The organism is Thiopseudomonas denitrificans (genome assembly GCF_002866065.1).
In the GTDB taxonomy this organism is placed as follows: domain Bacteria; phylum Pseudomonadota; class Gammaproteobacteria; order Pseudomonadales; family Pseudomonadaceae; genus Thiopseudomonas; species Thiopseudomonas denitrificans.
Genome location: NZ_LNJZ01000009.1, coordinates 508,293 through 530,640 on the forward strand (window position 1 = coordinate 508,293; position 22,348 = coordinate 530,640).

Annotated in this window: 23 protein-coding genes, 1 tRNA gene and 1 pseudogene; 11 read left to right on the top strand and 14 right to left on the bottom strand. The window is 61.6% G+C overall.

What is annotated here, in order from left to right:
• Positions 1 to 66: 66 nt before the first annotated feature.
• The 10 genes from AR306_RS11585 to hemA all read right to left on the bottom strand — a co-directional run bounded on the left by AR306_RS11585 (position 67) and on the right by hemA (position 7,509).
• Positions 67 to 303, bottom strand: a complete 237-nt coding sequence (locus AR306_RS11585) for a DUF2442 domain-containing protein (protein WP_101497705.1) — start codon at positions 301 to 303, stop codon at positions 67 to 69.
• Complete coding sequence (locus AR306_RS11590; protein ID WP_101497706.1) at positions 284 to 514, bottom strand: DUF4160 domain-containing protein; 231 nt, start codon at positions 512 to 514, stop codon at positions 284 to 286. Before AR306_RS11590 ends, AR306_RS11585 begins: the two co-directional genes overlap by 20 nt.
• 33 nt (positions 515 to 547) lie before the next feature.
• Positions 548 to 985 carry a regulatory protein RecX gene (locus AR306_RS11595; protein ID WP_101497707.1) on the bottom strand — a complete coding sequence of 146 codons (438 nt, stop codon included), beginning with the start codon at positions 983 to 985 and terminating at the stop codon, positions 548 to 550.
• 44 nt (positions 986 to 1,029) lie between these two features.
• Positions 1,030 to 2,067 carry a recombinase RecA gene (gene recA, locus AR306_RS11600; RefSeq protein ID WP_101497708.1) on the bottom strand — a complete coding sequence of 346 codons (1,038 nt, stop codon included), beginning with the start codon at positions 2,065 to 2,067 and terminating at the stop codon, positions 1,030 to 1,032.
• A gap of 203 nt (positions 2,068 to 2,270) precedes the next feature.
• Entirely contained in the window at positions 2,271 to 2,750 is a 480-nt protein-coding gene (locus AR306_RS11605; protein WP_101497709.1) for a CinA family protein, read from the bottom strand.
• Between the two features lie 16 nt (positions 2,751 to 2,766).
• Positions 2,767 to 3,546, bottom strand: a complete 780-nt coding sequence (murI, locus tag AR306_RS11610; RefSeq protein WP_101497710.1) for a glutamate racemase — start codon at positions 3,544 to 3,546, stop codon at positions 2,767 to 2,769.
• 14 nt (positions 3,547 to 3,560) lie between these two features.
• Positions 3,561 to 4,307, bottom strand: coding sequence for a HesA/MoeB/ThiF family protein (locus AR306_RS11615; protein ID WP_101497711.1), 747 nt, complete (start codon positions 4,305 to 4,307; stop codon positions 3,561 to 3,563).
• The gene (gene prmC, locus AR306_RS11620) at positions 4,301 to 5,155 is read right to left on the bottom strand and encodes a peptide chain release factor N(5)-glutamine methyltransferase (protein ID WP_101497712.1); all 855 of its coding nucleotides are present in this window, start codon (positions 5,153 to 5,155) and stop codon (positions 4,301 to 4,303) included. The genes AR306_RS11615 and prmC overlap by 7 nt, the downstream gene beginning before the upstream one ends.
• A gap of 3 nt (positions 5,156 to 5,158) precedes the next feature.
• Positions 5,159 to 6,244, bottom strand: a complete 1,086-nt coding sequence (gene prfA, locus AR306_RS11625; RefSeq protein ID WP_101497713.1) for a peptide chain release factor 1 — start codon at positions 6,242 to 6,244, stop codon at positions 5,159 to 5,161.
• A complete protein-coding gene (gene hemA, locus AR306_RS11630) occupies positions 6,241 to 7,509 on the bottom strand; it encodes a glutamyl-tRNA reductase (RefSeq protein ID WP_101497714.1) in 1,269 nt (422 codons plus the stop codon). The genes prfA and hemA overlap by 4 nt, the downstream gene beginning before the upstream one ends.
• Positions 7,510 to 7,739: 230 nt before the next feature.
• Here hemA and AR306_RS11635 point away from each other — a divergent pair, with 230 nt between their 5' ends.
• From AR306_RS11635 to AR306_RS11675, 9 genes are all read left to right on the top strand, one after another.
• Entirely contained in the window at positions 7,740 to 9,464 is a 1,725-nt protein-coding gene (locus AR306_RS11635) for a tetratricopeptide repeat protein (RefSeq protein ID WP_166627837.1), read from the top strand.
• Positions 9,461 to 10,081, top strand: coding sequence for a lipoprotein insertase outer membrane protein LolB (gene lolB / locus AR306_RS11640; protein WP_240622543.1), 621 nt, complete (start codon positions 9,461 to 9,463; stop codon positions 10,079 to 10,081). Before AR306_RS11635 ends, lolB begins: the two co-directional genes overlap by 4 nt.
• Positions 10,081 to 10,947, top strand: a complete 867-nt coding sequence (gene ispE, locus AR306_RS11645) for a 4-(cytidine 5'-diphospho)-2-C-methyl-D-erythritol kinase (RefSeq protein ID WP_101497717.1) — start codon at positions 10,081 to 10,083, stop codon at positions 10,945 to 10,947. Before lolB ends, ispE begins: the two co-directional genes overlap by 1 nt.
• A 10-nt stretch (positions 10,948 to 10,957) precedes the next feature.
• Positions 10,958 to 11,032, top strand: a tRNA-Gln gene (locus AR306_RS11650).
• Positions 11,033 to 11,119: 87 nt separating this feature from the next.
• Entirely contained in the window at positions 11,120 to 12,061 is a 942-nt protein-coding gene (locus tag AR306_RS11655) for a ribose-phosphate pyrophosphokinase (RefSeq protein ID WP_101497718.1), read from the top strand.
• Positions 12,062 to 12,150: 89 nt separating this feature from the next.
• Positions 12,151 to 12,789, top strand: a complete 639-nt coding sequence (locus AR306_RS11660; RefSeq protein ID WP_101497719.1) for a 50S ribosomal protein L25/general stress protein Ctc — start codon at positions 12,151 to 12,153, stop codon at positions 12,787 to 12,789.
• Positions 12,790 to 12,818: 29 nt separating this feature from the next.
• A complete protein-coding gene (pth, locus tag AR306_RS11665) occupies positions 12,819 to 13,403 on the top strand; it encodes an aminoacyl-tRNA hydrolase (RefSeq protein WP_101497720.1) in 585 nt (194 codons plus the stop codon).
• Between the two features lie 17 nt (positions 13,404 to 13,420).
• Positions 13,421 to 14,521, top strand: coding sequence for a redox-regulated ATPase YchF (gene ychF / locus AR306_RS11670; protein WP_101497721.1), 1,101 nt, complete (start codon positions 13,421 to 13,423; stop codon positions 14,519 to 14,521).
• A gap of 32 nt (positions 14,522 to 14,553) precedes the next feature.
• Positions 14,554 to 15,054 (top strand): AsnC family transcriptional regulator, encoded by a 501-nt coding sequence (locus AR306_RS11675; RefSeq protein ID WP_101497722.1) that lies wholly within the window; start codon positions 14,554 to 14,556, stop codon positions 15,052 to 15,054.
• A 32-nt stretch (positions 15,055 to 15,086) separates the two neighbouring features.
• On the opposite strand, the gene AR306_RS11680 is transcribed toward AR306_RS11675, so the two are convergent.
• Positions 15,087 to 15,680: an acyl carrier protein phosphodiesterase gene (locus tag AR306_RS11680; RefSeq protein ID WP_101497723.1), complete on the bottom strand. Its 594-nt coding sequence runs from the start codon at positions 15,678 to 15,680 to the stop codon at positions 15,087 to 15,089.
• 418 nt (positions 15,681 to 16,098) lie between these two features.
• Between AR306_RS11680 and AR306_RS11685 the strand changes: the two genes are divergently transcribed.
• Together AR306_RS11685 and AR306_RS11690 are read left to right on the top strand one after the other, a co-directional pair.
• Entirely contained in the window at positions 16,099 to 17,367 is a 1,269-nt protein-coding gene (locus AR306_RS11685; protein WP_101497724.1) for a D-amino acid dehydrogenase, read from the top strand.
• A 94-nt stretch (positions 17,368 to 17,461) separates the two neighbouring features.
• On the top strand, positions 17,462 to 18,544 hold the full coding sequence (locus tag AR306_RS11690) for a YkvI family membrane protein (RefSeq protein ID WP_101497725.1): 1,083 nt from the start codon (positions 17,462 to 17,464) through the stop codon (positions 18,542 to 18,544).
• 154 nt (positions 18,545 to 18,698) lie between these two features.
• Here AR306_RS11690 and AR306_RS11695 read toward each other — a convergent pair.
• The 3 genes and pseudogenes from AR306_RS11695 to AR306_RS11705 all read right to left on the bottom strand — a co-directional run.
• Positions 18,699 to 19,430: pseudogene (locus AR306_RS11695) on the bottom strand (ABC transporter ATP-binding protein); the annotation flags it as partial.
• Between the two features lie 5 nt (positions 19,431 to 19,435).
• Positions 19,436 to 21,088 carry an ABC transporter permease gene (locus tag AR306_RS11700; protein WP_101497727.1) on the bottom strand — a complete coding sequence of 551 codons (1,653 nt, stop codon included), beginning with the start codon at positions 21,086 to 21,088 and terminating at the stop codon, positions 19,436 to 19,438.
• 82 nt (positions 21,089 to 21,170) lie between these two features.
• A complete protein-coding gene (locus tag AR306_RS11705) occupies positions 21,171 to 22,214 on the bottom strand; it encodes an extracellular solute-binding protein (protein WP_101497728.1) in 1,044 nt (347 codons plus the stop codon).
• Positions 22,215 to 22,348 lie beyond the last annotated feature (134 nt).

Below are 22,348 nucleotides of genomic sequence, written 5' to 3' on the forward strand. Positions count from 1 at the left end.
GAAGCACCACTATTTAGCCACAAAAAACGCCAGCATAATGCTGGCGTTTTCGTTTGGTAAGCTTGCTCACGCCACATCAATTGCATGTTCCAGCATGGCTGCGATACTCAAATGATAGTCCAGCGCAGGCCACTCTATACCTGTAGCATCGCATATCAGCTGCCAATCATTTCTAAGTTCTGGTGAAGCCTGCTTCAACTCTGCATACCACGATAGAGGCGTAGAAATTCTCCGGCCGTCCTGCAGATCCACATGCAAAAACTGCTCATCAAAAAACACGTGTTTACCGCTGAAACCAGTCATCCCAGGCCTCCTGAAACTCGTTTTTATGCCTGGCCAGCAACATGCTGACCATCCGCATTTCGTTCGCCTTCAAGCTGGAGTATACAACACGCGTGCTGCCCAACTCGATTTTTGCCCATCTCCCCGCCTTCATAACATGAATATGTGCAGGCGGATGATCATTGGCATAGAAGAAAAACTTGTAACCCTGATAAATCAATAATGTCGGCATCTGTCCACTTCCATGTAACTGTTTACGACTCGATTACCTTAACAAACGCTGCACCCAGTCCATGGGATAACCGCGATATAGCAGAAATCTTGCCTGTTTGCCAAAGGCTTTCTGGTCGGCCGGTTTCTCACCAAACTTGCGCTGCCATAGCTCGTGCAGCTGTTCCTGCCAGTCGATATCGGCCTCGTCCAGGGCTATGTCTATATCCTGCCGGCTGAGTCCACGCTGGGTCAGCTCTTCGCGGATACGTGCCGGTCCGCGCCCGCCCAGGCCGCGACTGCGAATGTAGCTTTCCAGATAGCGCTGTTCTGACAGCAGGCCTTCGTCCTGGAGTTTTTGCAACTCGATGGCCAACAAAGCCTGCTCTGCTCCACGTTGCTGCAGTTTGCGCGACAACTCCTGGACACCATGCTCGCGCCGCGCGAGCAAGTCCATGGCAGCGCGGCGAATGGCGGTTGGTGTATCAAGCATGGGTAGTCTCCGGGTAGAGCCCTGCGCGCTACCAAGCAGCCGGGTCAGTCTTCCAGCGCGTCGGCGTCAGTTTCTTCCCTGGCTGCGACTGCACCTGTGGTCAGCAACTGGGCGCGAATCTGCTGTTCCAGGCTGTTGCACAACTCGGGGTTCTCTTCCAGGAAACGTGCGGAGTTGGCCTTGCCCTGGCCAATCTTGGTGCCCTGGTGGCTGTACCAGGCACCGGCTTTTTCCAGCAAGCCTAGTTGTACACCGAGGTCGATGATCTCGCCGGTGCGGTAGATGCCACGGCCATAGAGGATCTGGAATTCGGCCTGGCGGAACGGTGGTGCCACCTTGTTCTTGACCACTTTGACCCGGGTTTCGCTGCCGACAATTTCGTCGCCTTCCTTGACCGCGCCGATGCGGCGGATGTCCAGACGTACCGAAGAATAGAACTTGAGGGCATTACCGCCCGTGGTGGTTTCCGGGCTGCCGAACATGACGCCGATCTTCATGCGGATCTGGTTGATGAAGATGACCAGACAGTTGGCGTTCTTGATGTTACCGGTGATCTTGCGCAGCGCCTGGCTCATCAGGCGGGCCTGCAGGCCGACATGGGTATCACCCATTTCACCTTCGATCTCGGCCTTGGGTACCAGGGCAGCCACCGAGTCCACCACGATGACGTCAACGGCATTGGAGCGTACCAGCATGTCGGTGATTTCCAGCGCCTGCTCGCCGGTATCCGGCTGTGACACGTACAGGTCATCGACATTGACGCCCAGTTTGCCGGCGTACTCAGGGTCCAGCGCGTGTTCGGCATCAACGAAGGCACAGGTGGCCCCCTGCTTTTGCGCTTCGGCGATCACGGACAGGGTCAGCGTGGTTTTACCGGAAGACTCCGGGCCGTAGATCTCGACAATGCGGCCTTTGGGCAGACCGCCAATGCCGAGGGCGATGTCCAGCCCCAGGGAGCCGGTGGAAATGGCAGGAATGGCCTGACGTTCCTGGTCACCCATGCGCATCACTGCGCCCTTGCCGAACTGGCGCTCGATCTGGCCCAGCGCTGCGGCAAGTGCCTTTTTCTTGTTCTCGTCCATTTGTTTCCACCTCGTTTTGCATCATGGTTCGGCTTGCCGGAGCAAACCACTGTATGGTTAACCAGTATTATGCCTGTTTTTTTGCAAATGACAACAGGAGAATTTGGCTGGTGTGGTAACTGGCTGCCGTGTATGCGTTATCGGGGTACAGGCTCTGCAGGGGCAGTGCAAGTACGCCCATATAAGCCTGGCACCGCCATTCCTCAACTCAACAGCAAAACCAGCCTCTCCAACGCATGCTCAATGGTTTTGCGGCGGATGACATGTCGGTCGCCGGTAAATACCAGCCGCTGGCTGACCAGCCGTTCGCCGTCGGCCCAGGCAAAGCAGACAGTGCCGACCGGTTTGTCCGGGCTACCGCCTGCCGGGCCGGCAATGCCGCTGACAGCGATGGCATAGCGGGCCCCGCTGTGCTGCTGCGCCCCACGGGCCATGGCTTCCACCACCGGCTGGCTGACCGCTCCATGGGCCTGCAGCAGTTCTTCCGGAACCTGCAGCATGGCGGTTTTCTGGCTGTTGGAGTAGGTCACATAACCGGCCTCGAACCATGCCGAACAACCGGCAACACGGGTAATAGCCTCGGCAATGCCGCCGCCGGTACAGGACTCGGCAGTACTCACCTGCTCGCCCGTCGCCTGCAGTGCAGCACCAAGCTGACGTGACAATCCGGTTATTTGTGGCATGGCTACATCCCCTTCATTACACAAACAGTTCCCGCACCTCGACCGGTGCGGACCAGAGCGCCGGCAATGCCTGCTGCATGGCAGCGACACTGCCGGTGGTGTACATGATTTCGCCGCCGGGCGCGTCGGCCAGCAGGGCCTGTTCTGACAGCAGCTGCTGCAAACGCCGCGCCACCGCTGCACCGGTATCAATGATGGCAACATCCTCACCGACCATCTCGCGCAGCAGGGGCCTGATGAACGGATAATGGGTACAGCCCAGGATCAGGCTGTCACAGCCGGCGTCCAGCAGCGGCTGCACGTAACCGGCGAGCAGTTCGCGGGTGGCTGCACTGTGCAGCTCGCCCGCCTCAATACGCTCAACCAGCCCCGGACAGGGCTGGGTAAAGACCTGCACCTGCGCCGAATAACGCTCCAGCAGGGCAGCAAATTTGGCGCTGCGTAATGTGCCGGTGGTGGCCAGCACGCCAATCCTGCCGCTGGCAGACCGCGCGGCGGCGGGTTTGACTGCCGGCTCCATGCCAACCAGGATCAGCTCCGGCCAGCGTTCGCGCAAGGTCTGGATGGCGGCGGCAGTGGCGGTATTGCAGGCAACCACCAGCGCCTTGACACCCTGGTCAAGCAGGAAGCCGCTGATCTGGATGCTGCGCTCGATGATCTGCTCTGCGGTTTTCTCGCCGTAGGGCACGTAGGCGCTATCAGCCACGTAGATCAGGCTTTCGTCCGGCAACAGCCGGCGTATCTCGCCCAGTACCGACAGCCCGCCAAGCCCCGAGTCGAATACACCCACCGGCATCTGCCCGTGCACGGCTAATCACCACATACCGGGCAATGCGGGTCGCGACTGATGCGCAGTTCACGAAACTGGCTGCTGCCCATATCGACCAGCAAAAGACGCCCGCGCAGGGTACGGCCAAGGCCGGTCAGGTGCTTGATGGCTTCGGCAGCCTGGATGCTGCCGACCACGCCGACCAGCGGCCCGAGCACACCGGCCTCGTTACAGCCCGGCCCGTTTTCGGCCGTGTCCGGGAACAGGCAGCGGTAACAGGGGCTGTCCGCTTGGCGCGGATCGAACAGGGTCACCTGTCCGGACAGACGGATGGCGGCACCACTGACCCAAGGCACCGCATGGGCCACACAGGCCCGGTTTAGCTGGTCACGAATGGCAAAGTTGTCGGTGCAATCGAGTACCAGATCCATGCCGGGAACCAGCTGTTCCAGACTTGTACTGTCGAGTTGCCGCTCGTGCACCTGCAGCCTGATCAGCGGATTCAGTGCGTGCAGCCGCTGGCGGGCCGAGGCGGTCTTGGGCTGTCCGTTGCTGGCAGTTTCGTGCAGGATCTGGCGTTGCAGGTTGCTGCTGTCAACCCTGTCGAAATCCGCCAGATGCAGCTCGCCAACACCGGCCGCGGCCAGGTACAGGGCTACCGGCGAGCCCAGCCCGCCCAGCCCGACAATCAGTACCTTGCTGTTCTTGAGGCGCAACTGGCCTTCGATATCAATCCCGGCCAGCAGGATGTGGCGGCTGTAGCGCAGCAGCTCGTCATCCGTCAGCATGCCAGTGCCTTTTGCCGGTGTTGCCACTGCCCCAGGGTAATGCGCTCGTGCCCGGCCAGGTCGCACACGCTGCGCACCCCGGTAAAGCCGGCATGGCGCATCAGGTCACGCACGGCGGCCGCCTGTTGCCAGCCGTGCTCCAGCAACAGCCAGCCGGACTCGTGCAAATGCTGGCCGGCATCGGCCAGAATGCGGCGGATGTCATCCAGCCCGTCGCGCCCGGACACCAGGGCACTCATCGGCTCAAAGCGTACGTCACCCTGTTCCAGATGGGGGTCGTCCAGCGCGATGTAGGGCGGATTGCTGATGATCAGGTCAAAATGCTCGCCGTTCAGCGCGGCAAACCAGTCACTGTCGAGAAAGCGCACACCACCCAGGCCGCACCCCAGAGCGTTGTGACGGGCCAGCTGTACGGCTTCGGGTACCCGGTCGACGCCGGTGACCTGCCAGCGCGGCCGCTCACTGGCCAGCGCCAGGGCGATGGCACCGGTCCCGGTGCCCAGATCAAGCACCCGCAAGCTGCTACCGGCACTGCCCAGCTGCAGGGTGGTTTCCACCAGCAGCTCGGTTTCCGGCCGTGGAATCAGGGTGTTCGGGCTAACCTGCAAGTCCAGCGTCCAGAAGCCCTGCCGGCCAAGCAGATAAGCAACCGGTTCGCCGGCCAGACGGCGTGCGAATTGTGTGTTGAAGGTTGTCAGCTGTTGCGCCGTGACTTCCTTGCCCGGCCAGGTGTACAGATAGCTGCGCGACTGGCCCAGCACATCGGCCAGCAGCAGTTCGACATCCAGTTTGGCACTGGGCGAATCAAGCTCCCGCGCACGCTGCAACAGGCTGGCGATGGTGGTCATGGCTCAGTCGTCCAGTGCGGCGAGCTGGTCGGCCTGGTACTCCAGCAGCAACGGGTCGATGACCTGCCCGAGCCCGCCACCCTGGATGATGTCATCCAGCGAGTACAAAGTCAGGTTGATGCGATGGTCGGTGACGCGGCCCTGCGGGTAGTTGTAGGTGCGGATGCGCTCGGAGCGGTCACCGCTGCCCACCAGCGAGCGGCGGGCATCGGTCATTTCCTTCTGTGCGGCAGCGGTTTGCTGGTCCTGCAAGCGGGCAGCCAGCCAGCCCATGGCACGGGCACGGTTCTTGTGCTGCGACCGCTCCTCCTGGCACTCCACCACGATACCGGTCGGCAGGTGGGTGATGCGCACGGCCGAGTCGGTCTTGTTGACGTGCTGACCGCCGGCACCGGAGGCCCGGTAAGTGTCCACGCGCAAATCGGCCGGGTTGATGTCGATGGCCGCCTGCTCGTCCGGCTCGGCCAGTACCGCCACGGTACAGGCCGAAGTGTGCACCCGGCCCTGGGACTCGGTTTCCGGCACACGCTGGACCCGGTGGGCACCGGACTCGAATTTCAGCCGGCCATAGACGTTGTCGCCCTCGACCCGGGCAATGACTTCCTTGAAGCCGCCATGCTCGCCCTCGTGCTCCGAGAGGATTTCCACCCGCCAGCCCTGCCGTTCAGCATAGCGCGAATACATGCGAAACAGGTCGCCGGAGAAAATCGCCGCCTCGTCGCCGCCGGTACCGGCACGGATCTCCAGAAACACGTTGCGGCTGTCGTTGGGGTCTTTGGGCAGCAGCAGGATCTGCAGCAGGTCTTCCAGCTGCTCGATGCCTTCGCGGCAACCGGCGATTTCCTCTTCGGCCATTTCACGCACCTCGGGATCGCTGTCCTTGAGCAGCGCCTGCGCTTCGGCCAGATCACTGTTGAGCCTGACCCAGCGCTGATAGGCCTGCACCACCGGCTCGACCTCGGCATACTCCTTCGAGTAGTCGCGAAACTGCTTCTGGTCGCTGATTACCTGGGCATCACCCAGCAGCGCGGTCAGTTCTTCGTAGCGGTCTTGCAGTGTGTCCAGGCGGCTGATTAACGATGCCTTCATGAGTTGGAATTACCTGAGGTCAAGCCGAACAGTTCCCGGGCCACGGCCAGCGCTTCATGGCGGCCATCGGCAGACAGGCGTTTGAGCTGCACGCTGGGCGTATGCAGCAGTTTGTTGGTCAGCCCGCGCGCCAGCTGTCCCAGCACATCTTCGGCGGCGCTGCCGTTGGCCAGCGCCCGCAGGGCCTTTTGCAATTCTTCGTCGCGGCTGGCTTCGCCCTGCTGGCGGTAGGCCCGCAACACGTCGACGGCGGCCAGCTCACGCATGCGTGCCATGAAATCGGCCGTGCCCTGCACCACCAGCTCCTCGGCGGCCTGCGCCGCGCCCTGGCGGCTTTTCAGGTTTTCCGCGACCACTTCGTGCAGGTCGTCGACGGTATACAGATAGACGTCGTCCAATTCGCCGACCTGCGGTTCGATGTCCCGCGGCACGGCGATATCAACCATGAAGATCGGCTTGTGCTTGCGCAGTTTCAGCGCCCGCTCCACCGCTCCCTTGCCCAGCACCGGCAGCTGGCTGGCAGTCGAGCTGATGACGATGTCGCTGTTGACCAGCGCATCGGGAATGTCCGACAACACCACTGCCTCGGCACCGAACTCGTCCGACAGCAACCGGGCGCGCTCCAGTGTGCGGTTGGCGACGACAATGCGCCTTACGCCCTGTTCGTGCAGGTGGCGAGCCACCAGCGTGATGGTTTCTCCGGCACCGATCAGCAACGCCTGGCTCTGGCCCAGGTCGGCAAAAATCTGTTTGGCCAGGCTGACTGCAGCAAAGGCAACGGATACCGGGTTCTCGCCAATGGCGGTATCGGTACGCACGGTCTTGGCAGTACTGAACGTGGCCTGGAACAGCCGCCCGAGCAACGGGCCGATGGTGCCGGCCTCACGTGCCACATCGTAGGAATCCTTGATCTGGCCAAGAATCTGCGGCTCGCCCAGCACCAGCGAATCCAGCCCGCAGGCCACCCGCATCATGTGCCGTACCGCCTCGTCCTCTTCATGGGCATAGGCACAGCCTTGCAGGTCCTCCAGCGGCAGCCCGTGGTAGCCGGCCAGCCAGCCCAACACCCGTTCCTGCTGGGCCGTTTCCATCTCCAGATACAGCTCGCTGCGGTTGCAGGTCGACAGGATCGCCGCCTCGCGGGCACCGCCCTCGCGGCAGAGCTGGCGCAAGGCATCCGCCAGCTGGTCAGGGCTGAACGCCACGCGCTCGCGCACATCCACCGACGCCGTCTTGTGATTGATTCCCAGAGCAATAAAAGCCATGCCAGATGCTAAAACTCGATGTCTGTAAAAGCAGGTGATTGTCCTATTTCGTAACCGGTAGAACAACTGCCCGCCAGAAAAAAGCAGAAAAAATTGATTTGCATATCGTTTGCCGCTGCCGGCATGCCGCCGGTCGTGCGCATTTTTGCCGGCAAGTCTAGCACAGTGGTTATTCCGGGGCCTGCTGTGTCATGATGCACGCACTCATTACCGCTTGTTGCCCGTCCGAAATGAACAGATCCCTGCCCTTTACTTTATCCCTGCTGCTTCTGGCCGGCTGTCAGACCCTGCCGGAGCCGGTGGGCGGCAACGCTGCGCCGGCCACCACCAGCAGCGAACCCGCCACAGTGCCCGGCCGCAATTTTGAGCGCGAAACCCTGTACGACCTGCTGGTCGCCGAACTGGCCGGCCAGCGCCAGCAGCCCGGCATTGCCCTGCAGCGCTACCGCCGCCAGCTGCCACAGGCGCAAAGCCCATTGGTGGCCGAACGGGCCTTCCAGATTGCCGACTACCTGGACGAACGCAACCTGGCCCGGCAAAGCGCACAAACCTGGGCCCGCCTGGCCCCCGACAGTGCCGAGGCACACCGTGCCGCTGCCATCGAGCTGGCCAGGAGCGGAGACTTCAACGGTGCCCTGGAGCATGCCGGCCAGGCCATCGCGCTCGACCCCGACAGCGAAAGCCATTATGACTTCATCGCCTTTACTTCCAACCATGCCTATCCCGACATGCGGGCCGCCCTGATCGTCAAATTCGACCAGCTGATGAAACAACACCCACAGCGGGGCGAACTATGGCTGGCCCAGGCCATCCTGCTGCAGGAATACCCCGAACAGGCCATCCGCCTGTTGCAACAAATGCCCGGCGAGCCCGGCATTCCGGCACTGGCCCTGCAGGCTCGGCTATACCAGCAGCTGGACCGCCCGGAACAAAGCCTGGCGATCCAGCAGCAGTTACTGGAACTACAGCCCGACAACACGGCCATCCGGCTCAACCATGCCCGCCAGCTGATCAGCCTGAACCGGCTGGAAGAGGCCCGTGACCAGTTTCTGCTGTTGATGCAGCTGGAGCCGGACAACGACGACTTCCGTCTCGGCCTGGCCTACCTGTACATGGACCTGGAAGCCTGGCAGGAGGCGCTGGTGTATCTGGAAGAACTGGTCCAGCGCGACAGCTACACCGACACAGCCCTGTACAACATGGGCCGCTGCCTGGAAGCACTGGAGCAGCCACGCGAAGCGATCCGCAGCTATCAGTCGATTGGTGCCGGACAGTATTTCCTCGCTGCCCGCCAGCAAGAGGGCAACCTGTGGTTGCAGCTGGAGCAACCCGGCCGGTTCGAAGCGCTGTTTGCCGACGCCCGCAAAAGCGTACCGGACGAACAGCCCGCACTGCTGCAGGTGGAAATCGAAACCCTGAGCCGCAACCGGCAACAGGAACAGGCCTGGCAGCGCGCCACGCAAGCGCTGCTCCAGTTCCCGGACGATCCCAACCTGCTGTACACCCGCGCCATGCTGGCCGAGAAGCGGGATGACCTGCAGCAGCTGGAGACCGACCTGCGCCACATTCTGGCCAACGACCCGGAGCATGCCATGGCCATGAATGCCCTGGGCTACACGCTGGCCGACCGCACCGACCGCCACGCCGAAGCGCTGGAGCTGATCCGGCGCGCCCACGAGCTGCAACCGGACGACGCCGCCACCCTCGACAGCCTGGGCTGGGTGCACTACCGCAGCGGTCAGCCGGAACTCGCCCTGCCCTGGCTGGAGCAAGCCTACGCCGCCTATCCCGACCCGGAAGTGGCCGCCCACCTCGGCGAGGTGCTCTGGGCACTGGGGCACAGGCGCAAGGCACGCCAGGTCTGGCATGAAGCGCTGGACAAGGCACCCGATCACGAAATCCTGCTGGAAACAGTCCAGCGGCTGGATTCCCGTAAAAAATGGTTCAAGCAATGATGCAACGTTTCCTTCTGTTCGCCGCCCTGCTGTTGCTCGGCGCCTGTCAGTCCTTTAGCTCACGCGACAGCATTGACGGCAGCGGCTCACCCGCACTCTGGCGACAGCACAGCCAGCAGGTCAGCCGGCTCGACGCCTGGGACATCAACGGCAAGCTGGCGATCCGCAGCCAGGCGCAATCCGGCAGCGGTGTGCTGTTCTGGCTACAGCGCCAGGATTACTTCGACATTCGTGTCACCGGCCCGCTGGGCCAGGGTGCAACCCGCCTTACCGGCCGCCCCGGCCAGGTACAGCTGACCACTCCGCAGCTTGAACTGAACGCCGCCTCGGCCGAAGCCCTGATGCAAAACCAGCTGGGCTGGAGCCTGCCGGTCAACAACCTGCTCTGGTGGGTGCGCGGGCTGCCCGCCCCCGACAGCAAGTACCACTTGCAGCTCAACAACGACAGCCTGGCGCAGCAGCTGGAACAGGATGGCTGGCAGCTGGAATTTGTCCGCTATCAGACATTGCCGGACGGCACTCCGCTGCCCGAACGTATCCAGCTGCAGGGACCGCACCTGCAGCTGACCCTGCTGGTCAAGCAATGGCAGGCCCGCACCCTCGGAGGCCAGCCGTAATGCCTGCACCGCGCAACCACCTGAGCCTGCCGGCCCCGGCCAAGCTCAACCTGATGTTGCACATTCTGGGCCGCCGCCCGGATGGCTACCACGAGCTGCAGACCCTGTTCCAGTTTCTCGACCATCACGACAGTCTGCACTTCAGCCTGCGCAGCGACAGTGAAATCCATTTGCTTGACCCGATGCCCGGCGTCGCCCACGACAGCAACCTGATCGTACGCGCCGCCCGCCTGCTGCAACAGCATTGCGCCAGCACGCAGGGCGTCGATATCCGTATCGACAAGCGCCTGCCCATGGGCGGCGGCCTGGGCGGCGGCAGTTCGAATGCCGCCACCACCCTGGTGGCTCTCAACCACCTCTGGCAGTGCGGCCTGTCGCCGGAGCAGCTGGCCGCTCTAGGCCTGCAGCTGGGCGCGGACGTGCCGGTATTCGTGCATGGCCAGGCCGCCTTTGCCGAAGGAGTGGGCGAAAAACTGACCTTTGTCGAGCTGGATGAACCCTGGTTTCTGGTCGTGCGCCCCGACGTTGCCATCAGCACTGCAAAAATATTTTCCGACCCATGCTTGACACGCGACACACCGCCCTGTAAAGTGCGCTCCGTTCTCGGGCAGGACGGTCACAATGACTGCCAGCCCACAGTTGAACGGCACTATCCGCAAGTGCGTCAAGCACTTGAATTACTCGGAGAATATGTGCCGGCAAAACTGACAGGAACCGGAAGTTGCATATTTGGGGTCTTCCCAAATCAGGCTGAAGCTGATAAAGTCGCAGCCCGGATTTCAGGAACACTGGAATGTTTTGTCGCCAGGGGTTGTAACCGGTCAAGTTTACAGCTCGAACTGGAAAGGCAGACAAGAGAACGATGAGTTACGTTACAGGGGCGTCGCCAAGCGGTAAGGCAGCAGGTTTTGATCCTGCCATGCGTTGGTTCGAATCCAGCCGCCCCTGCCATATTCGGAAACCCTTGTGGGAAGCGAACGCATGACCACAAGGGTTTTTTTCGTCAGGCCCACCCTCAGTCAGCAACAGGTACTGCGCGTGTCCAAGATGATGATCTTCACGGGGAATGCAAACCCCGACCTCGCCCGCCGTGTAGCCCGTCAGCTGCACATTCCTCTCGGTGACCTTTCTGTCGGCAAGTTTTCCGACGGTGAAGTCAGTGTCGAAATCAACGAAAACGTGCGTGGCAAGGACGTTTTTCTGGTTCAGTCGACCTGCGCCCCGACCAACGACAACCTGATGGAGCTGATCCTGATGGTCGATGCCTTCCGCCGCTCGTCAGCGTCGCGCATCACCGCCGTGATCCCCTACTTCGGTTATGCCCGCCAGGACCGTCGTCCTCGTTCGGCCCGGGTTGCCATCAGTGCCAAGGTAGTGGCAGACATTCTGTCCACCGTGGGTGTCGACCGGGTGCTGACCGTTGACCTGCACGCCGACCAGATCCAGGGCTTTTTCGATATTCCCGTAGACAACATCTACGGCTCGCCGGTACTGGTCGACGACATCCAGGCCCAGCGGCTGGAAAACCTGTTGGTGGTTTCCCCCGACATTGGCGGCGTGGTCCGTGCCCGTGCCGTGGCCAAGAGCCTTGGTGTCGACCTGGCCATCATCGACAAGCGCCGGCCCAAGGCCAACGAGTCGGAAGTCATGCACATCATCGGCGACGTCGACGGCCGCACCTGTGTACTGGTGGACGACATGGTCGATACCGCCGGCACCCTGTGCAATGCCGCCAAGGCGCTGAAAGAACGCGGCGCGCTGAAAGTCATGGCGTATTGCACGCACCCGATTCTTTCCGGGCGTGCCATCGAGAACCTGGAAAACTCGGTACTGGACGAAATGGTCATCACCAATACCATTCCGCTGTCCGCTGCAGCCCAGGCCTGTGACAAGATCCGCCAGCTGGATATCGGTCCGATTGTCGCCGAAGCGGTACGCCGCATCAGCAATGAAGAATCCATCAGTGCCATGTTCCGTTAACCGGCACTGATTCAAACGGCCTTACGGCCACCACCACATGCCCGGAGCTGGTCGCAAGTTCCGGGCTGTGTTTTTTACTGGAGAAACCCATGAGCGAATTTACCCTCAACGCACAACCGCGTACCGACCTGGGGAAAGGTGCGAGCCGCCGCCTGCGTCGTAACGCCAACCTGATTCCTGCCGTGATTTACGGTGCCAACAAGGAAGCCACCTCGATCTCCCTCGAGAACCGCGAAGTTGCCAAGCTGCTGCTCAACGATGCCTGCTACAGCAGCATCCTGACCATCAACCTGGACGGCAAGAAAGAAGACGTGATGATGAAGGACCTGCAGCGCCATCCGGCCAAGGGCTTCGTACTGCACGCCGACTTCATCCGCATCGTCGCCGGCCAGAAGCTGACCGCGCTGGTGCCAGTGGTTCTGCTGAACGAAGAAGACTGCGTTGGCGTCAAGCGTGACGGCGGCGAGATCTTCCGTCCTGCGCCTGAAGTCGAGATCACCTGTCTGCCAAAAGACCTGCCGGAAGCCATCGAAGTTGACGTGGCCAACCTGGAAGTCGGCCAGACCATTCACCTGTCCGACATCAAGGCGCCTGCCGGCGTCGAGTTTGTCGTGCTGCTGGCCGACAACGACCAGGCCGTGGTCAGCGTCAATGCTTCCCGCGTCCAGGCTGCCGCAGATGAAGGTGAAGAAGCCGAAGGCAACGCCGAGGCATCTGCCGAAGAGTAATCTTCCTGCAGCAACAAGGAGCCCCTGTCGTGAGCGCGGTCAAACTTATTGTCGGTCTGGGTAATCCGGGCCCGGAATATGCAAACACCCGCCATAACGCAGGGGCTCTTTTTGTCGAGCAGCTGGCAGAACGCATGCGTTGCCCACTCAGCCCCGACAAGAAGTATTCTGGCCTGACCGGCAAATTCAGCCACCAGGGCCAGGATGTTCGCCTGCTGATCCCGACCACCTACATGAACCGTAGCGGTCAGGCGGTGGGTGCGCTGGCCGGTTTTTTCCGCATTCAGCCAGCCGAAATCCTCGTCGCCCACGACGAGCTGGACATCCCCCCCGGCACCTGCAAACTCAAACAGGGCGGCGGCCATGGCGGTCACAACGGACTGCGTGACATCATTGCCAACCTGGGCAACCAGAACAACTTCCATCGTTTGCGCATCGGCATCGGCCACCCGGGCCACAGCAGCCAGGTCACCGGCTATGTACTGGGCCGCGCCCCGCGCAGCGAGCAACAATTGATCGATTCCACCATTGATTTTGCCCTTGGCGTGTTGCCTGACATCCTGGAGGGTCAATTCTCCCGCGCAATGCAGCAGCTGCACAGCTTCAGGGCCTAACCTGCAAGGTACCAACCATGGGTTTTAATTGCGGTATCGTGGGCCTGCCCAACGTGGGCAAATCCACCCTGTTCAACGCCCTGACCAAGTCCGGCATTGCCGCCGAGAACTTCCCTTTCTGCACCATCGAGCCCAACAGCGGCGTGGTGCCGATGCCCGACCCGCGCCTCAATGCGCTGGCCGAAATCGTCAAGCCCGAACGGGTCTTGCCGACCACCATGGAGTTCGTCGACATTGCCGGCCTGGTGGAAGGTGCTTCCAAGGGCGAAGGCCTGGGCAACCAGTTTCTGGCCAACATCCGCGAAACCGATGCCATCGCGCACGTCGTGCGCTGTTTCGATGACGAAAACATCATCCACGTGGCCAACAGCGTCGACCCCAAACGCGACATCGAGATCATCGACCTGGAACTGATCTTTGCCGACCTGGAAAGCGGCGAGAAGCAGCTGCAGCGCATTGCCCGTACCGCCAAGGGCGGCGACAAGGATGCCATCGCGCAAAAGGAGCTGCTGGAAAAGCTGCTGGCCCACTTTGAAGCCGGCAAGCCGGCGCGCTCGCTGATCAGGGACTGGAGCGCCGACGAGCAGAAAACCGTCAAGGGCTTTCACTTCCTGACCACCAAGCCGGTGATGTACATCGCCAACGTGGCCGAGGACGGCTTCGAGAATAACCCCTACCTCGACGTGGTGCGCGAGATCGCCGCTGCCGAAGGCGCGGTGGTGGTACCCGTCTGCAACAAGATCGAGGCCGAACTGTCCGAGCTTGAGGACGGCGAGGAAAAGGACATGTTCCTGGAAGAGCTGGGCCTGGAAGAGCCCGGCCTGAACCGCGTGATCCGTGCCGGCTACGAGCTGCTCAACCTGCAGACCTACTTCACCGCCGGCGTCAAGGAAGTGCGCGCTTGGACCGTACGCATCGGTGCCACCGCACCACAGGCGGCGGCCGTGATCCACACCGACTTTGAAAAAGGCTTCATCCGCGCCGAAGTGGTTGCCTACGACGACTTCATCCAGTACAAGGGTGAAGCCGGTGCCAAGGAAGCCGGTAAATGGCGTCTGGAAGGCAAGGAATATATCGTCAAGGACGGCGACGTGATGCATTTCCGCTTCAACGTCTGAGTGCTGGAAACTCCAGCCGGAGCAAGCCCGTCATGAAGAGAAGACTCAAGCAACTGCGTGAGCTGGACCGAATCGACCGGCAAATCCTGCGCGAACTCCAGGCGCAGGGCCGGCTGTCACTGACCGAGCTGGGCGAGCGTGTCGGCCTGTCCACCACGCCCTGCACCGAACGGGTGCGCCGGCTGGAAGAGGAAGGCACCATCCTCGGCTATCACGCCCGTCTCAACCCGGCACGGATCGAGGCGGGCTTGCTGGTGTTTGTCGAGCTCAACCTGTCATACAAATCGGCCGACATTTTTGAGGAATTCCGCCGGGCGGCCCTGCAGCAACCACAAATACTCGAGTGCCACCTGGTCTCCGGTGACTTCGACTACCTGATCAAGGCCCGCATAGACGAGATGTCCTCCTATCGCAAGCTGCTGGGCGACATTTTGCTCACCCTGCCCCACGTGCGCGAATCGAAAAGCTATATCGTCATGGAAGAAGTGAAGGAAAGCCTGGAAATCCCCGTCCCCAACCCTGGCACACCCTGAGTACATCTGCCGTCATACACCATCCAGTGCTCTCACGACGGCATCGACAGGCTGCTGTCCTGCGCAAACTCGATGACTTGCGGCATAAAGGCCAGAAAGTCCGCCTCGAACCCCTCATAATCCCTTTCCAGCTCGCACGCCGACCCGGCCAGCGCGTTACCCGGCCGCAAACGACGGGCCATGTTGTTGAGCGCCAGGTGCATGCTGGCCAGCTCGCTGTAACTGCCGAGCCAGTCTTCTTGTGCCATGCGCATCAATACGGGCCGGGCACGCTCCGGCATCAGTGCCTGCTGTGCCCTTAGCGCCCGGTACATCCGCGCGGTGAACATATCCAGCGGCTGTTCGCTGAAACGCGACCAGTTCTTTGCCAGCAGATGGTCGTAGAACATGTCCACCATGATGCCGGCATAGCGCCGCCGTAACGGACTGACCCGCTCCCTGCTGCGCTCCACCAGCGCATGCCGGTCGGTAAAGCCGTCAATCTGGCGATGCAGCCAGATACCCTGCCGAACCTGCCCGGGCAGCTCGGTGGAAGCGAGCGGCCCCTTGACGAAGTCACCCAGCAGGCTGCCCAATGCCAGCTGCGGCTCGCTCGGCCCCAGCAACAGATGAGCCAGAAAATTCATGCCTCTACTCCTTGCCTGACAGGCGCTTGTCAGCTGCTGCCGTGGCTGCCGGTATCTTTTCCCGGACACAGCCTGTTTACACCATGCACCATCACCCGCCCTGTCGGCGACCATGCATGCACCATACCATCTGCAACCGGCAAAGTGGGCAGCCGTCTTGCTACGGCCTGCTTTCCGCTCCGGTGCCGGCTCTGGCACAACCGGCCAAAAACCGGCCCGTCCAGGCAGCGACAGCGCCGTTACACCCTTTGATCACAACTGGCATTTATCGTCATTCATAGTGACTTCAACCATACTTAAGGCGAATTGAACAGCAATTAGACCCAAAACCAGGCTTCATTTCAGTGATTTTTTCTATTGCGATTCTCATATAATCCGCCCGAAGATGCATGCCCGATACGGGCAAGGAGATAGCAAAATGCACGTTCTGGTTCTGGGCAACGGGGTGATCGGCACCACCAGCGCCTATTATCTGGCCCGTCAGGGCTTCAAGGTCACGGTGGTTGACCGCCAGGGCGATGTCGCCCAGGAAACCAGCTTTGCCAATGCCGGGCAGATCTCGCCCGGCTATGCTTCACCCTGGGCCGCTCCCGGCGTACCGCTCAAGGCCATCAAGTGGATGCTGCAAAAACATGCCCCGCTGAGTGTGCGGCCAACCGCCGACATCAATCAGTACCTGTTCATGGCGCAAATGTTGCGCAATTGCACCGCTGCCCGCTACAAGGTCAACAAGGAGCGCATGGTGCGGCTGTCCGAATACAGTCGCGACTGCATGGACGAGTTGCGTGCGGAAACCGGTATCCAGTATGAGGGCCGTCAGCGTGGCACCACCCAGCTGTTTCGCACCCAGGCCCAGCTGGATGGCGCGGCCAAGGACATGGCCGTACTGGAAGAAATGGGCGTGCCCTATCAGCTGCTCGACCGTAACGGGCTGGCCGAAGCCGAACCGGCGCTGGCCAGGGTCGCACACAAGCTGACCGGCGGCCTGCGCCTGCCCAACGACCAGACCGGCGACTGCCTGCTGTTCACCAGGGAAATCGCCCGCATGGCCCGTGAGCTGGGTGTCGAATTCCGCTTCAACCAGACCATCGAGCGCCTGGAATACGACGGTGACCGCATCAGCGGCGTCTGGATCAACGGCACGCTGGAAACCGCCGACCACTACGTACTGGCGCTGGGCAGCTACAGCCGGCAGATGCTTGCTCCGCTCGGTATCAGGGCACCGATCTACCCGCTCAAGGGCTATTCGATCACCGTCCCGATTATCAACCCGGACATGGCACCGGTATCCACCATGCTCGACGAGACCTACAAGGTGGCCGTGACCCGTTTCGACCAGCGCATCCGTGTCGGCGGCATGGCCGAAATTCGCGGTTACGACCTGAAAATCAATCCGGCCAAGGGCGACACCCTGCGCATGATCGTGCAGGACCTGTTTCCGGATGCCGCCGATACCACCACCATCGACCTCTGGACCGGCCTGCGGCCGGCCACCCCGGACGGTACCCCGATCGTTGGCCCGACCCGTTACCGCAACCTGTTCCTGAACACAGGCCACGGCACCCTGGGCTGGACCATGGCCTGCGGCTCCGGCCGCCTGCTGGCTGACCTGCTGGCAAAAAAGCAACCCCGGATCAGCACACGTGGTCTGGCCATTTCCCGCTATAACTCCGGGCCACAAGAATAAGGGAGCAGGGGCTGTGCATTTGATAAATGCACCACCGCTCCCCGGCCCCTTTTCATGCAATATTCATGACAACAACAAGACGAGAAACAGAACAATGAATAAACACTCCTGGCAAATCGCACTGGCTTACATGTCGGTGGTCATCGGTGGCGGTTTTGCCTCCGGCAACGAAGTCCTGCAGTTTTTTACCGGCTACGGGCTGGCCGGAATTGCCGGATCGGTCGTCTCGGCCCTGCTGTTTGCCTTTCTTGGCATGCACATTGCCCGCATCAGCTCGATCATGCAGGCTGACTCGCACAAGCAGGTGTTGTACAGCCTGTTCGGCCGCCAGGCCGGCCTGATCGTGGACGTGGTGTTATCGTTCTTTCTGTATGGCGTTGGCGTGGCCATGCTGGCCGGTGCCGGCTCGACGCTGGCACAACAGTTCGGTCTGGCACCACTGGCCGGTTCGGTGCTGATGACACTGCTGGTGATCGGCACCCTGTGCCTTAACGTGCGCGGCATCATCAACCTGATCAGCGCGGTCATGCCGTTCCTGCTGGTGATGATTCTGGCCATCACCATCTACTCCATCTACACCAGCACCGGCAGCCAGGGCGAACTGAACCAGGCGGCCGAACAGGTACAGGTGATCACCTTCCTTGGTGCCGACGTGCCCAACTGGGCGCTCAGCGGACTGCTGTATGCCTCCTTCAACATTGCCGTTGGCTTCCCGATGCTGGCAGTGATCGGCGGCCTGACCAAGTCACACAAGTCGGCGGCGCTGGGCGGCACTGTCGGTGGTCTGGGGCTGGGTCTGCTGATCATCATCCTCAACGTCGGCCTGTTCGCCAACATGGACAAGCTGCTGAACATCGAGATCCCCACCCTGGTGCTGGCACAGGCCATCCACCCGTGGCTGGCGATCATGATGTCACTGGCACTGATCTGCATGATCTACAGCACCGCGGTCGGCATGTTCTTTGCCTTTAGCGCCCGCTTCGCCGCCCCGGAAACGCGTAATTTCAAGCTGCTGAGCGCCGTATTTGCCGTCGTCGGCCTGGGTCTGAGCCAGGTCGGTTTCACCAAGCTGGTAGGCACCGTCTACCCCATGCTGGGTGTGGTCGGACTGGTCCTGATCGTTGCCATCGGCGTGAGCTGGATGCGTACCCGCAAGCAGAACTCCACCAGCGAATAACCCCCTGCCCTTTCCTGGTACCGGACAGCCTCCGGTTATCAGGAAAACACTCGCTCCGCCAACAGGAGCTGCGCATGCCTGGCCGGAGTGCCGGCTACGCCGAAGCGCTGCGCACCAGTGCCTGGGCTCGCTGGCTCAGCAACGCCTCGCGCCGGACAAAATCAGCAACAAAGTCATTGGCCGGCTGCTCGTGCAGCTGCAACGGCGTACCCCACTGCACGATCTGCCCCTGCTGCATGACACCGATACGGTCGGCAATGGCAAAGGCCTCGGCCTGATTGTGGGTGACCAGAATGGCGGTCAGCCCGGCCTGCTTCAGGATATCCCGCACCTCGAATGCCAGCCGTTCGCGGGTATCCACATCCAGGTTGGAAAACGGCTCGTCCAGCAGCAGCAATGAAGGGCTGGGGGCCAGCGCCCGGGCCAGCGCCACCCGCTGCTGCTGCCCACCGGACAGCTCGTGCGGATAACGCTTGCGCTCGGCCGGCAACCCAACCAGCTCCAGCATCTCGTCCACACGCGCAGCGCGCTCCTGTTTGTTCCAGCGGCGCAAACCAAAGCCGATATTTTTCTCCACGGTCAGGTGCGGAAACAGCGCATAGTCCTGGAACATCATGCCGACCCCGCGCTGTTCCGGCGCGATCTGCTGCGAGTCGCCGGACAGCTCCCGCCCAGCCAGCCGGATCGTGCCACTTTGTAGCGGCTCGAAACCGGCAATGGCACGCAGGATGGTGGTCTTGCCACAACCGGACGCACCCAGCAAACAGCCGATTTCGCCCTGCTCCAGTTGCAGGTCCAGCCGGTTGACGACACACAGCGACTCGCCGGGACAGGGATACACCACCGAAATATCGCGCAGTTCAAGAAAGGGTTGCTTCATCCGGATAACCTTTACGACTGGCGGGCGAATTGCGCCCGCGCCAGCAGGATCACCGGCAACAGGCCGGCGACGACAATGGCCAGGGCGGCAATGGCCCCTTCTTCATAGGTGCCCCGTGCCGCCTCGGCATACAGCCAGGTGGCCAGGGTTTCAAAATTCATCGGCCGCAGCAGCAGGGTCGCCGGCAGCTCTTTCATGGTATCGACAAAAATCAGCAGCGCCGCCGCACCCAGCGCCGGCCGCAATAGCGGCAGGTGTACGCGCCGCAGCGTACCGCCGGGGGTTTCGCCAAGCAGCCGCGCCGCCTGCTCCACCGATAGCGGAATACGTGCCAGCCCGGCTTCCAGGCTGCCGACACCAATCGCCAGAAAGCGGATGCAGTAGGCAGTCACCAGCGCCGTGGTCGAGCCCATCAACAGCAGCTGCGGCGCGCGTTCGACAAACAACGCCACGACCTGCTCCAGCAGGGTATCGAACCAGACAAAGGGCAACAGCAGGCCCAGCGCCAGCACCGTGCCGGGAATGGCATAGCCCAGCGAAGCCAGCTTGAACAGTTTCTGCCAGCGCTGGCGCTCACTGCTACGGGCGCTGCGACTGGCCCAGGCCACCACCAGCGCCAGCACCAGCGTTGCTGCCGTGGTTACCAGTGCTATGTACAGCGTACTCCAGGCACTGGCCAGCAGCTGTTGCGACACCGCGCCGGTCAGGTGCAGGTATTTATAGCTTTCCGCCAGCAGATACAGCGCCGGCGCAACAAAGCCGAGCAGCACCGGTAGCCAGCCAAGCACCATGGCAACCAGCGCCGCCGCTCCGGTCAGCTGCTGCGGCTGCATGCTGCGCGAACGCTGGTTCTGGCTATAGCCCTGACGGCGGCGGCCATAACGCTCCAGCATGATCAGTGCCACCACCAGCACCAGCATCGACAGCGCGATCTGCGCCGCACCAGCCAGATCGGAGCGGGTCACCCAGGTGGTATAGATGGAAACGGTCAGGGTCTGCACCCCGAGAAACTCTGAAGCGCCAATGTCATTGAGCGTCTCCAGCAATGCCAGGCTCAGGCCCACGGCAATCGCCGGCCGCGCCATCGGCAAGGCCACACGGAAAAACACCGTGCGCCGGGTGGCACCGAGAATACGGCCGGCCTCCAGCAGGCTGGCCGACTGGGTGGCAAACATGGCCCTTGTACTCAGGTAAACATAGGGATAGAGCACCAGCCCCAGCAGCATGATCGCCCCGCCAAGCGAGCGCACATCCGGCAGGCGGAACTGACGCGGACTGGTATAGCCCAGCACATCCCGTATCACGCCCTGTACCGGCCCCAGCGGGTGCAGGATGTCCTGGTAGGCAAAGGCGACAATGTAAGTCGGCACCGCCAGGGGCAACAGCAGCGCCCAGTTCAGTACGCCTCGGGTCGGAAAGCTGTAGGCGGTCATCAGCCAGGCACTGCCCACGCCAAGCAGAGCAGTTACAGTTCCCACCCCCAACAGCAACAGCAGGGTGTTGCGCATGGCATTAGGCAGCACATAGTCCAGCAGGTGCTGCCAGTGGCCGGTCGAGCCTTGCAGCGCATGGGCAGCCAGCGTCAGCACCGGGGCCAGCACCGCCAGCGTGATGCAGGCAGCGGCCAGCAACCAGAAGCGGCCAATATGCGTGGTCGAACCCATGAAAAAATATTACCTGTGAAAAACACAATCGCCCGGCAACGCATCCGGGCGATTGTAGAGCCAAACGGGCAAAGCGGTGACTTTAGTGGTCAAACCCGACCTTGTCCACCAGTTCACTGGCCTGCTTGCGATGTTTGGCAATTTCGGTCAGCGGCAGGGAGTCAACCTTCAGCTCGCCAAAACTGGCCACCACCGGGTCCAGCTCGACACCGGCCTTGACCGGATATTCGTAGTTGGCCTTGGCGTACAGGCTTTGCGCTTGATCAGACACCAGGTATTCCAGCAGCTGGACGGCGCTGGCCTTGTTGGGTGCATGCTGGGCCAGTGCCGCACCGGAGATATTCACATGAGTGCCGTCACCCTTGGCAAAGGTCGGACGCACCACACGGATGGCTTCGCCCCAGGCATGGTCGTCACTGCCCGGCTCGGCATTCTTCATGCGGCCCACATAGTAGGCGTTGGCGATGCCCACATCGCAGATGCCGCCAAGAATGTCACGCGCCACATCACGATCACCACCGGTCGCCTTGCGGCCAAGGTTGGCCTTGACGTCACGCAGCCACTGCTCGGTTGCCTCGGCACCGTTATGGGCAATCATGGCGGCAATCATCGCCGTATTGTACGGGTGCTGACCGGAGCGGATGCAGACCTTGTTCTTCCACTTGGCATCGGCGAAGTCTTCATAGTTCAGCGCGGTGACATCGTCAATTTCCTTGGCCACATAGGCGACACGGTCACGCATCGACAGGGCAAACCACTGATTGTCCGCACCGCGCAGATTGGCCGGAATCGCCTCCTGCAGTGCGGCCGACTCGACCGGCTGGGTGATACCGGCCTCGACCAGATCCAGCAGGTTGCCGATGTCCACGGTCATCAGCAGGTCGGCCGGCGAACGTGCGCCCTCGGCCTTGACCCGCTCGATCAGGCCATCCTTGACGAACACCGTGTTGACCTTGATCTCGGTCTCGGCGGTAAAGGCATCCAGCAGCGGGATGATCAGCCCCGGTTCACGGGTGGTGTACAGATTGACCTCGGCGCTGGCCGCAGTACCTGCAGCAAGGCTGCCCACAGCCAGGGCCAGACCGCCCAGCAGGGCACGAAAAGTTGATGCGGAAGGACGACGCATGGGAATGCTCCAGTGGTGATTTGAGTAGCGATCAAATGAGAACTGTTACCAAGTGCGGCAAGTTATCAGATCCTCGTGCCGGATACAACAAGTACGCTTGCGCCCCCAGACAAAATGTTTGGTCAACTCGTCCT

Excerpts from the sequence above, each read along its gene's own strand:
- AR306_RS11680 (WP_101497723.1), bottom strand. The coding sequence starts at position 15,680 with ATGAATTTTCTGGCTCATCTGTTGCTGGGGCCGAGCGAGCCGCAGCTG.
- ispE (WP_101497717.1), top strand. The coding sequence starts at position 10,081 with ATGCCTGCACCGCGCAACCACCTGAGCCTGCCGGCCCCGGCCAAGCTC.
- recA (WP_101497708.1), bottom strand. The coding sequence starts at position 2,067 with ATGGACGAGAACAAGAAAAAGGCACTTGCCGCAGCGCTGGGCCAGATC.
- AR306_RS11590 (WP_101497706.1), bottom strand. The coding sequence starts at position 514 with ATGCCGACATTATTGATTTATCAGGGTTACAAGTTTTTCTTCTATGCC.
- AR306_RS11595 (WP_101497707.1), bottom strand. The coding sequence starts at position 985 with ATGCTTGATACACCAACCGCCATTCGCCGCGCTGCCATGGACTTGCTC.
- AR306_RS11685 (WP_101497724.1), top strand. The coding sequence starts at position 16,099 with ATGCACGTTCTGGTTCTGGGCAACGGGGTGATCGGCACCACCAGCGCC.
- AR306_RS11690 (WP_101497725.1), top strand. The coding sequence starts at position 17,462 with ATGAATAAACACTCCTGGCAAATCGCACTGGCTTACATGTCGGTGGTC.
- ychF (WP_101497721.1), top strand. The coding sequence starts at position 13,421 with ATGGGTTTTAATTGCGGTATCGTGGGCCTGCCCAACGTGGGCAAATCC.
- prmC (WP_101497712.1), bottom strand. The coding sequence starts at position 5,155 with ATGACCACCATCGCCAGCCTGTTGCAGCGTGCGCGGGAGCTTGATTCG.
- lolB (WP_240622543.1), top strand. The coding sequence starts at position 9,461 with ATGATGCAACGTTTCCTTCTGTTCGCCGCCCTGCTGTTGCTCGGCGCC.
- AR306_RS11700 (WP_101497727.1), bottom strand. The coding sequence starts at position 21,088 with ATGGGTTCGACCACGCATATTGGCCGCTTCTGGTTGCTGGCCGCTGCC.
- prfA (WP_101497713.1), bottom strand. The coding sequence starts at position 6,244 with ATGAAGGCATCGTTAATCAGCCGCCTGGACACACTGCAAGACCGCTAC.
- AR306_RS11585 (WP_101497705.1), bottom strand. The coding sequence starts at position 303 with ATGACTGGTTTCAGCGGTAAACACGTGTTTTTTGATGAGCAGTTTTTG.
- AR306_RS11615 (WP_101497711.1), bottom strand. The coding sequence starts at position 4,307 with ATGCTGACGGATGACGAGCTGCTGCGCTACAGCCGCCACATCCTGCTG.
- AR306_RS11660 (WP_101497719.1), top strand. The coding sequence starts at position 12,151 with ATGAGCGAATTTACCCTCAACGCACAACCGCGTACCGACCTGGGGAAA.
- hemA (WP_101497714.1), bottom strand. The coding sequence starts at position 7,509 with ATGGCTTTTATTGCTCTGGGAATCAATCACAAGACGGCGTCGGTGGAT.
- AR306_RS11705 (WP_101497728.1), bottom strand. The coding sequence starts at position 22,214 with ATGCGTCGTCCTTCCGCATCAACTTTTCGTGCCCTGCTGGGCGGTCTG.
- AR306_RS11635 (WP_166627837.1), top strand. The coding sequence starts at position 7,740 with ATGAACAGATCCCTGCCCTTTACTTTATCCCTGCTGCTTCTGGCCGGC.
- AR306_RS11675 (WP_101497722.1), top strand. The coding sequence starts at position 14,554 with ATGAAGAGAAGACTCAAGCAACTGCGTGAGCTGGACCGAATCGACCGG.
- murI (WP_101497710.1), bottom strand. The coding sequence starts at position 3,546 with ATGCCGGTGGGTGTATTCGACTCGGGGCTTGGCGGGCTGTCGGTACTG.
- AR306_RS11605 (WP_101497709.1), bottom strand. The coding sequence starts at position 2,750 with ATGCCACAAATAACCGGATTGTCACGTCAGCTTGGTGCTGCACTGCAG.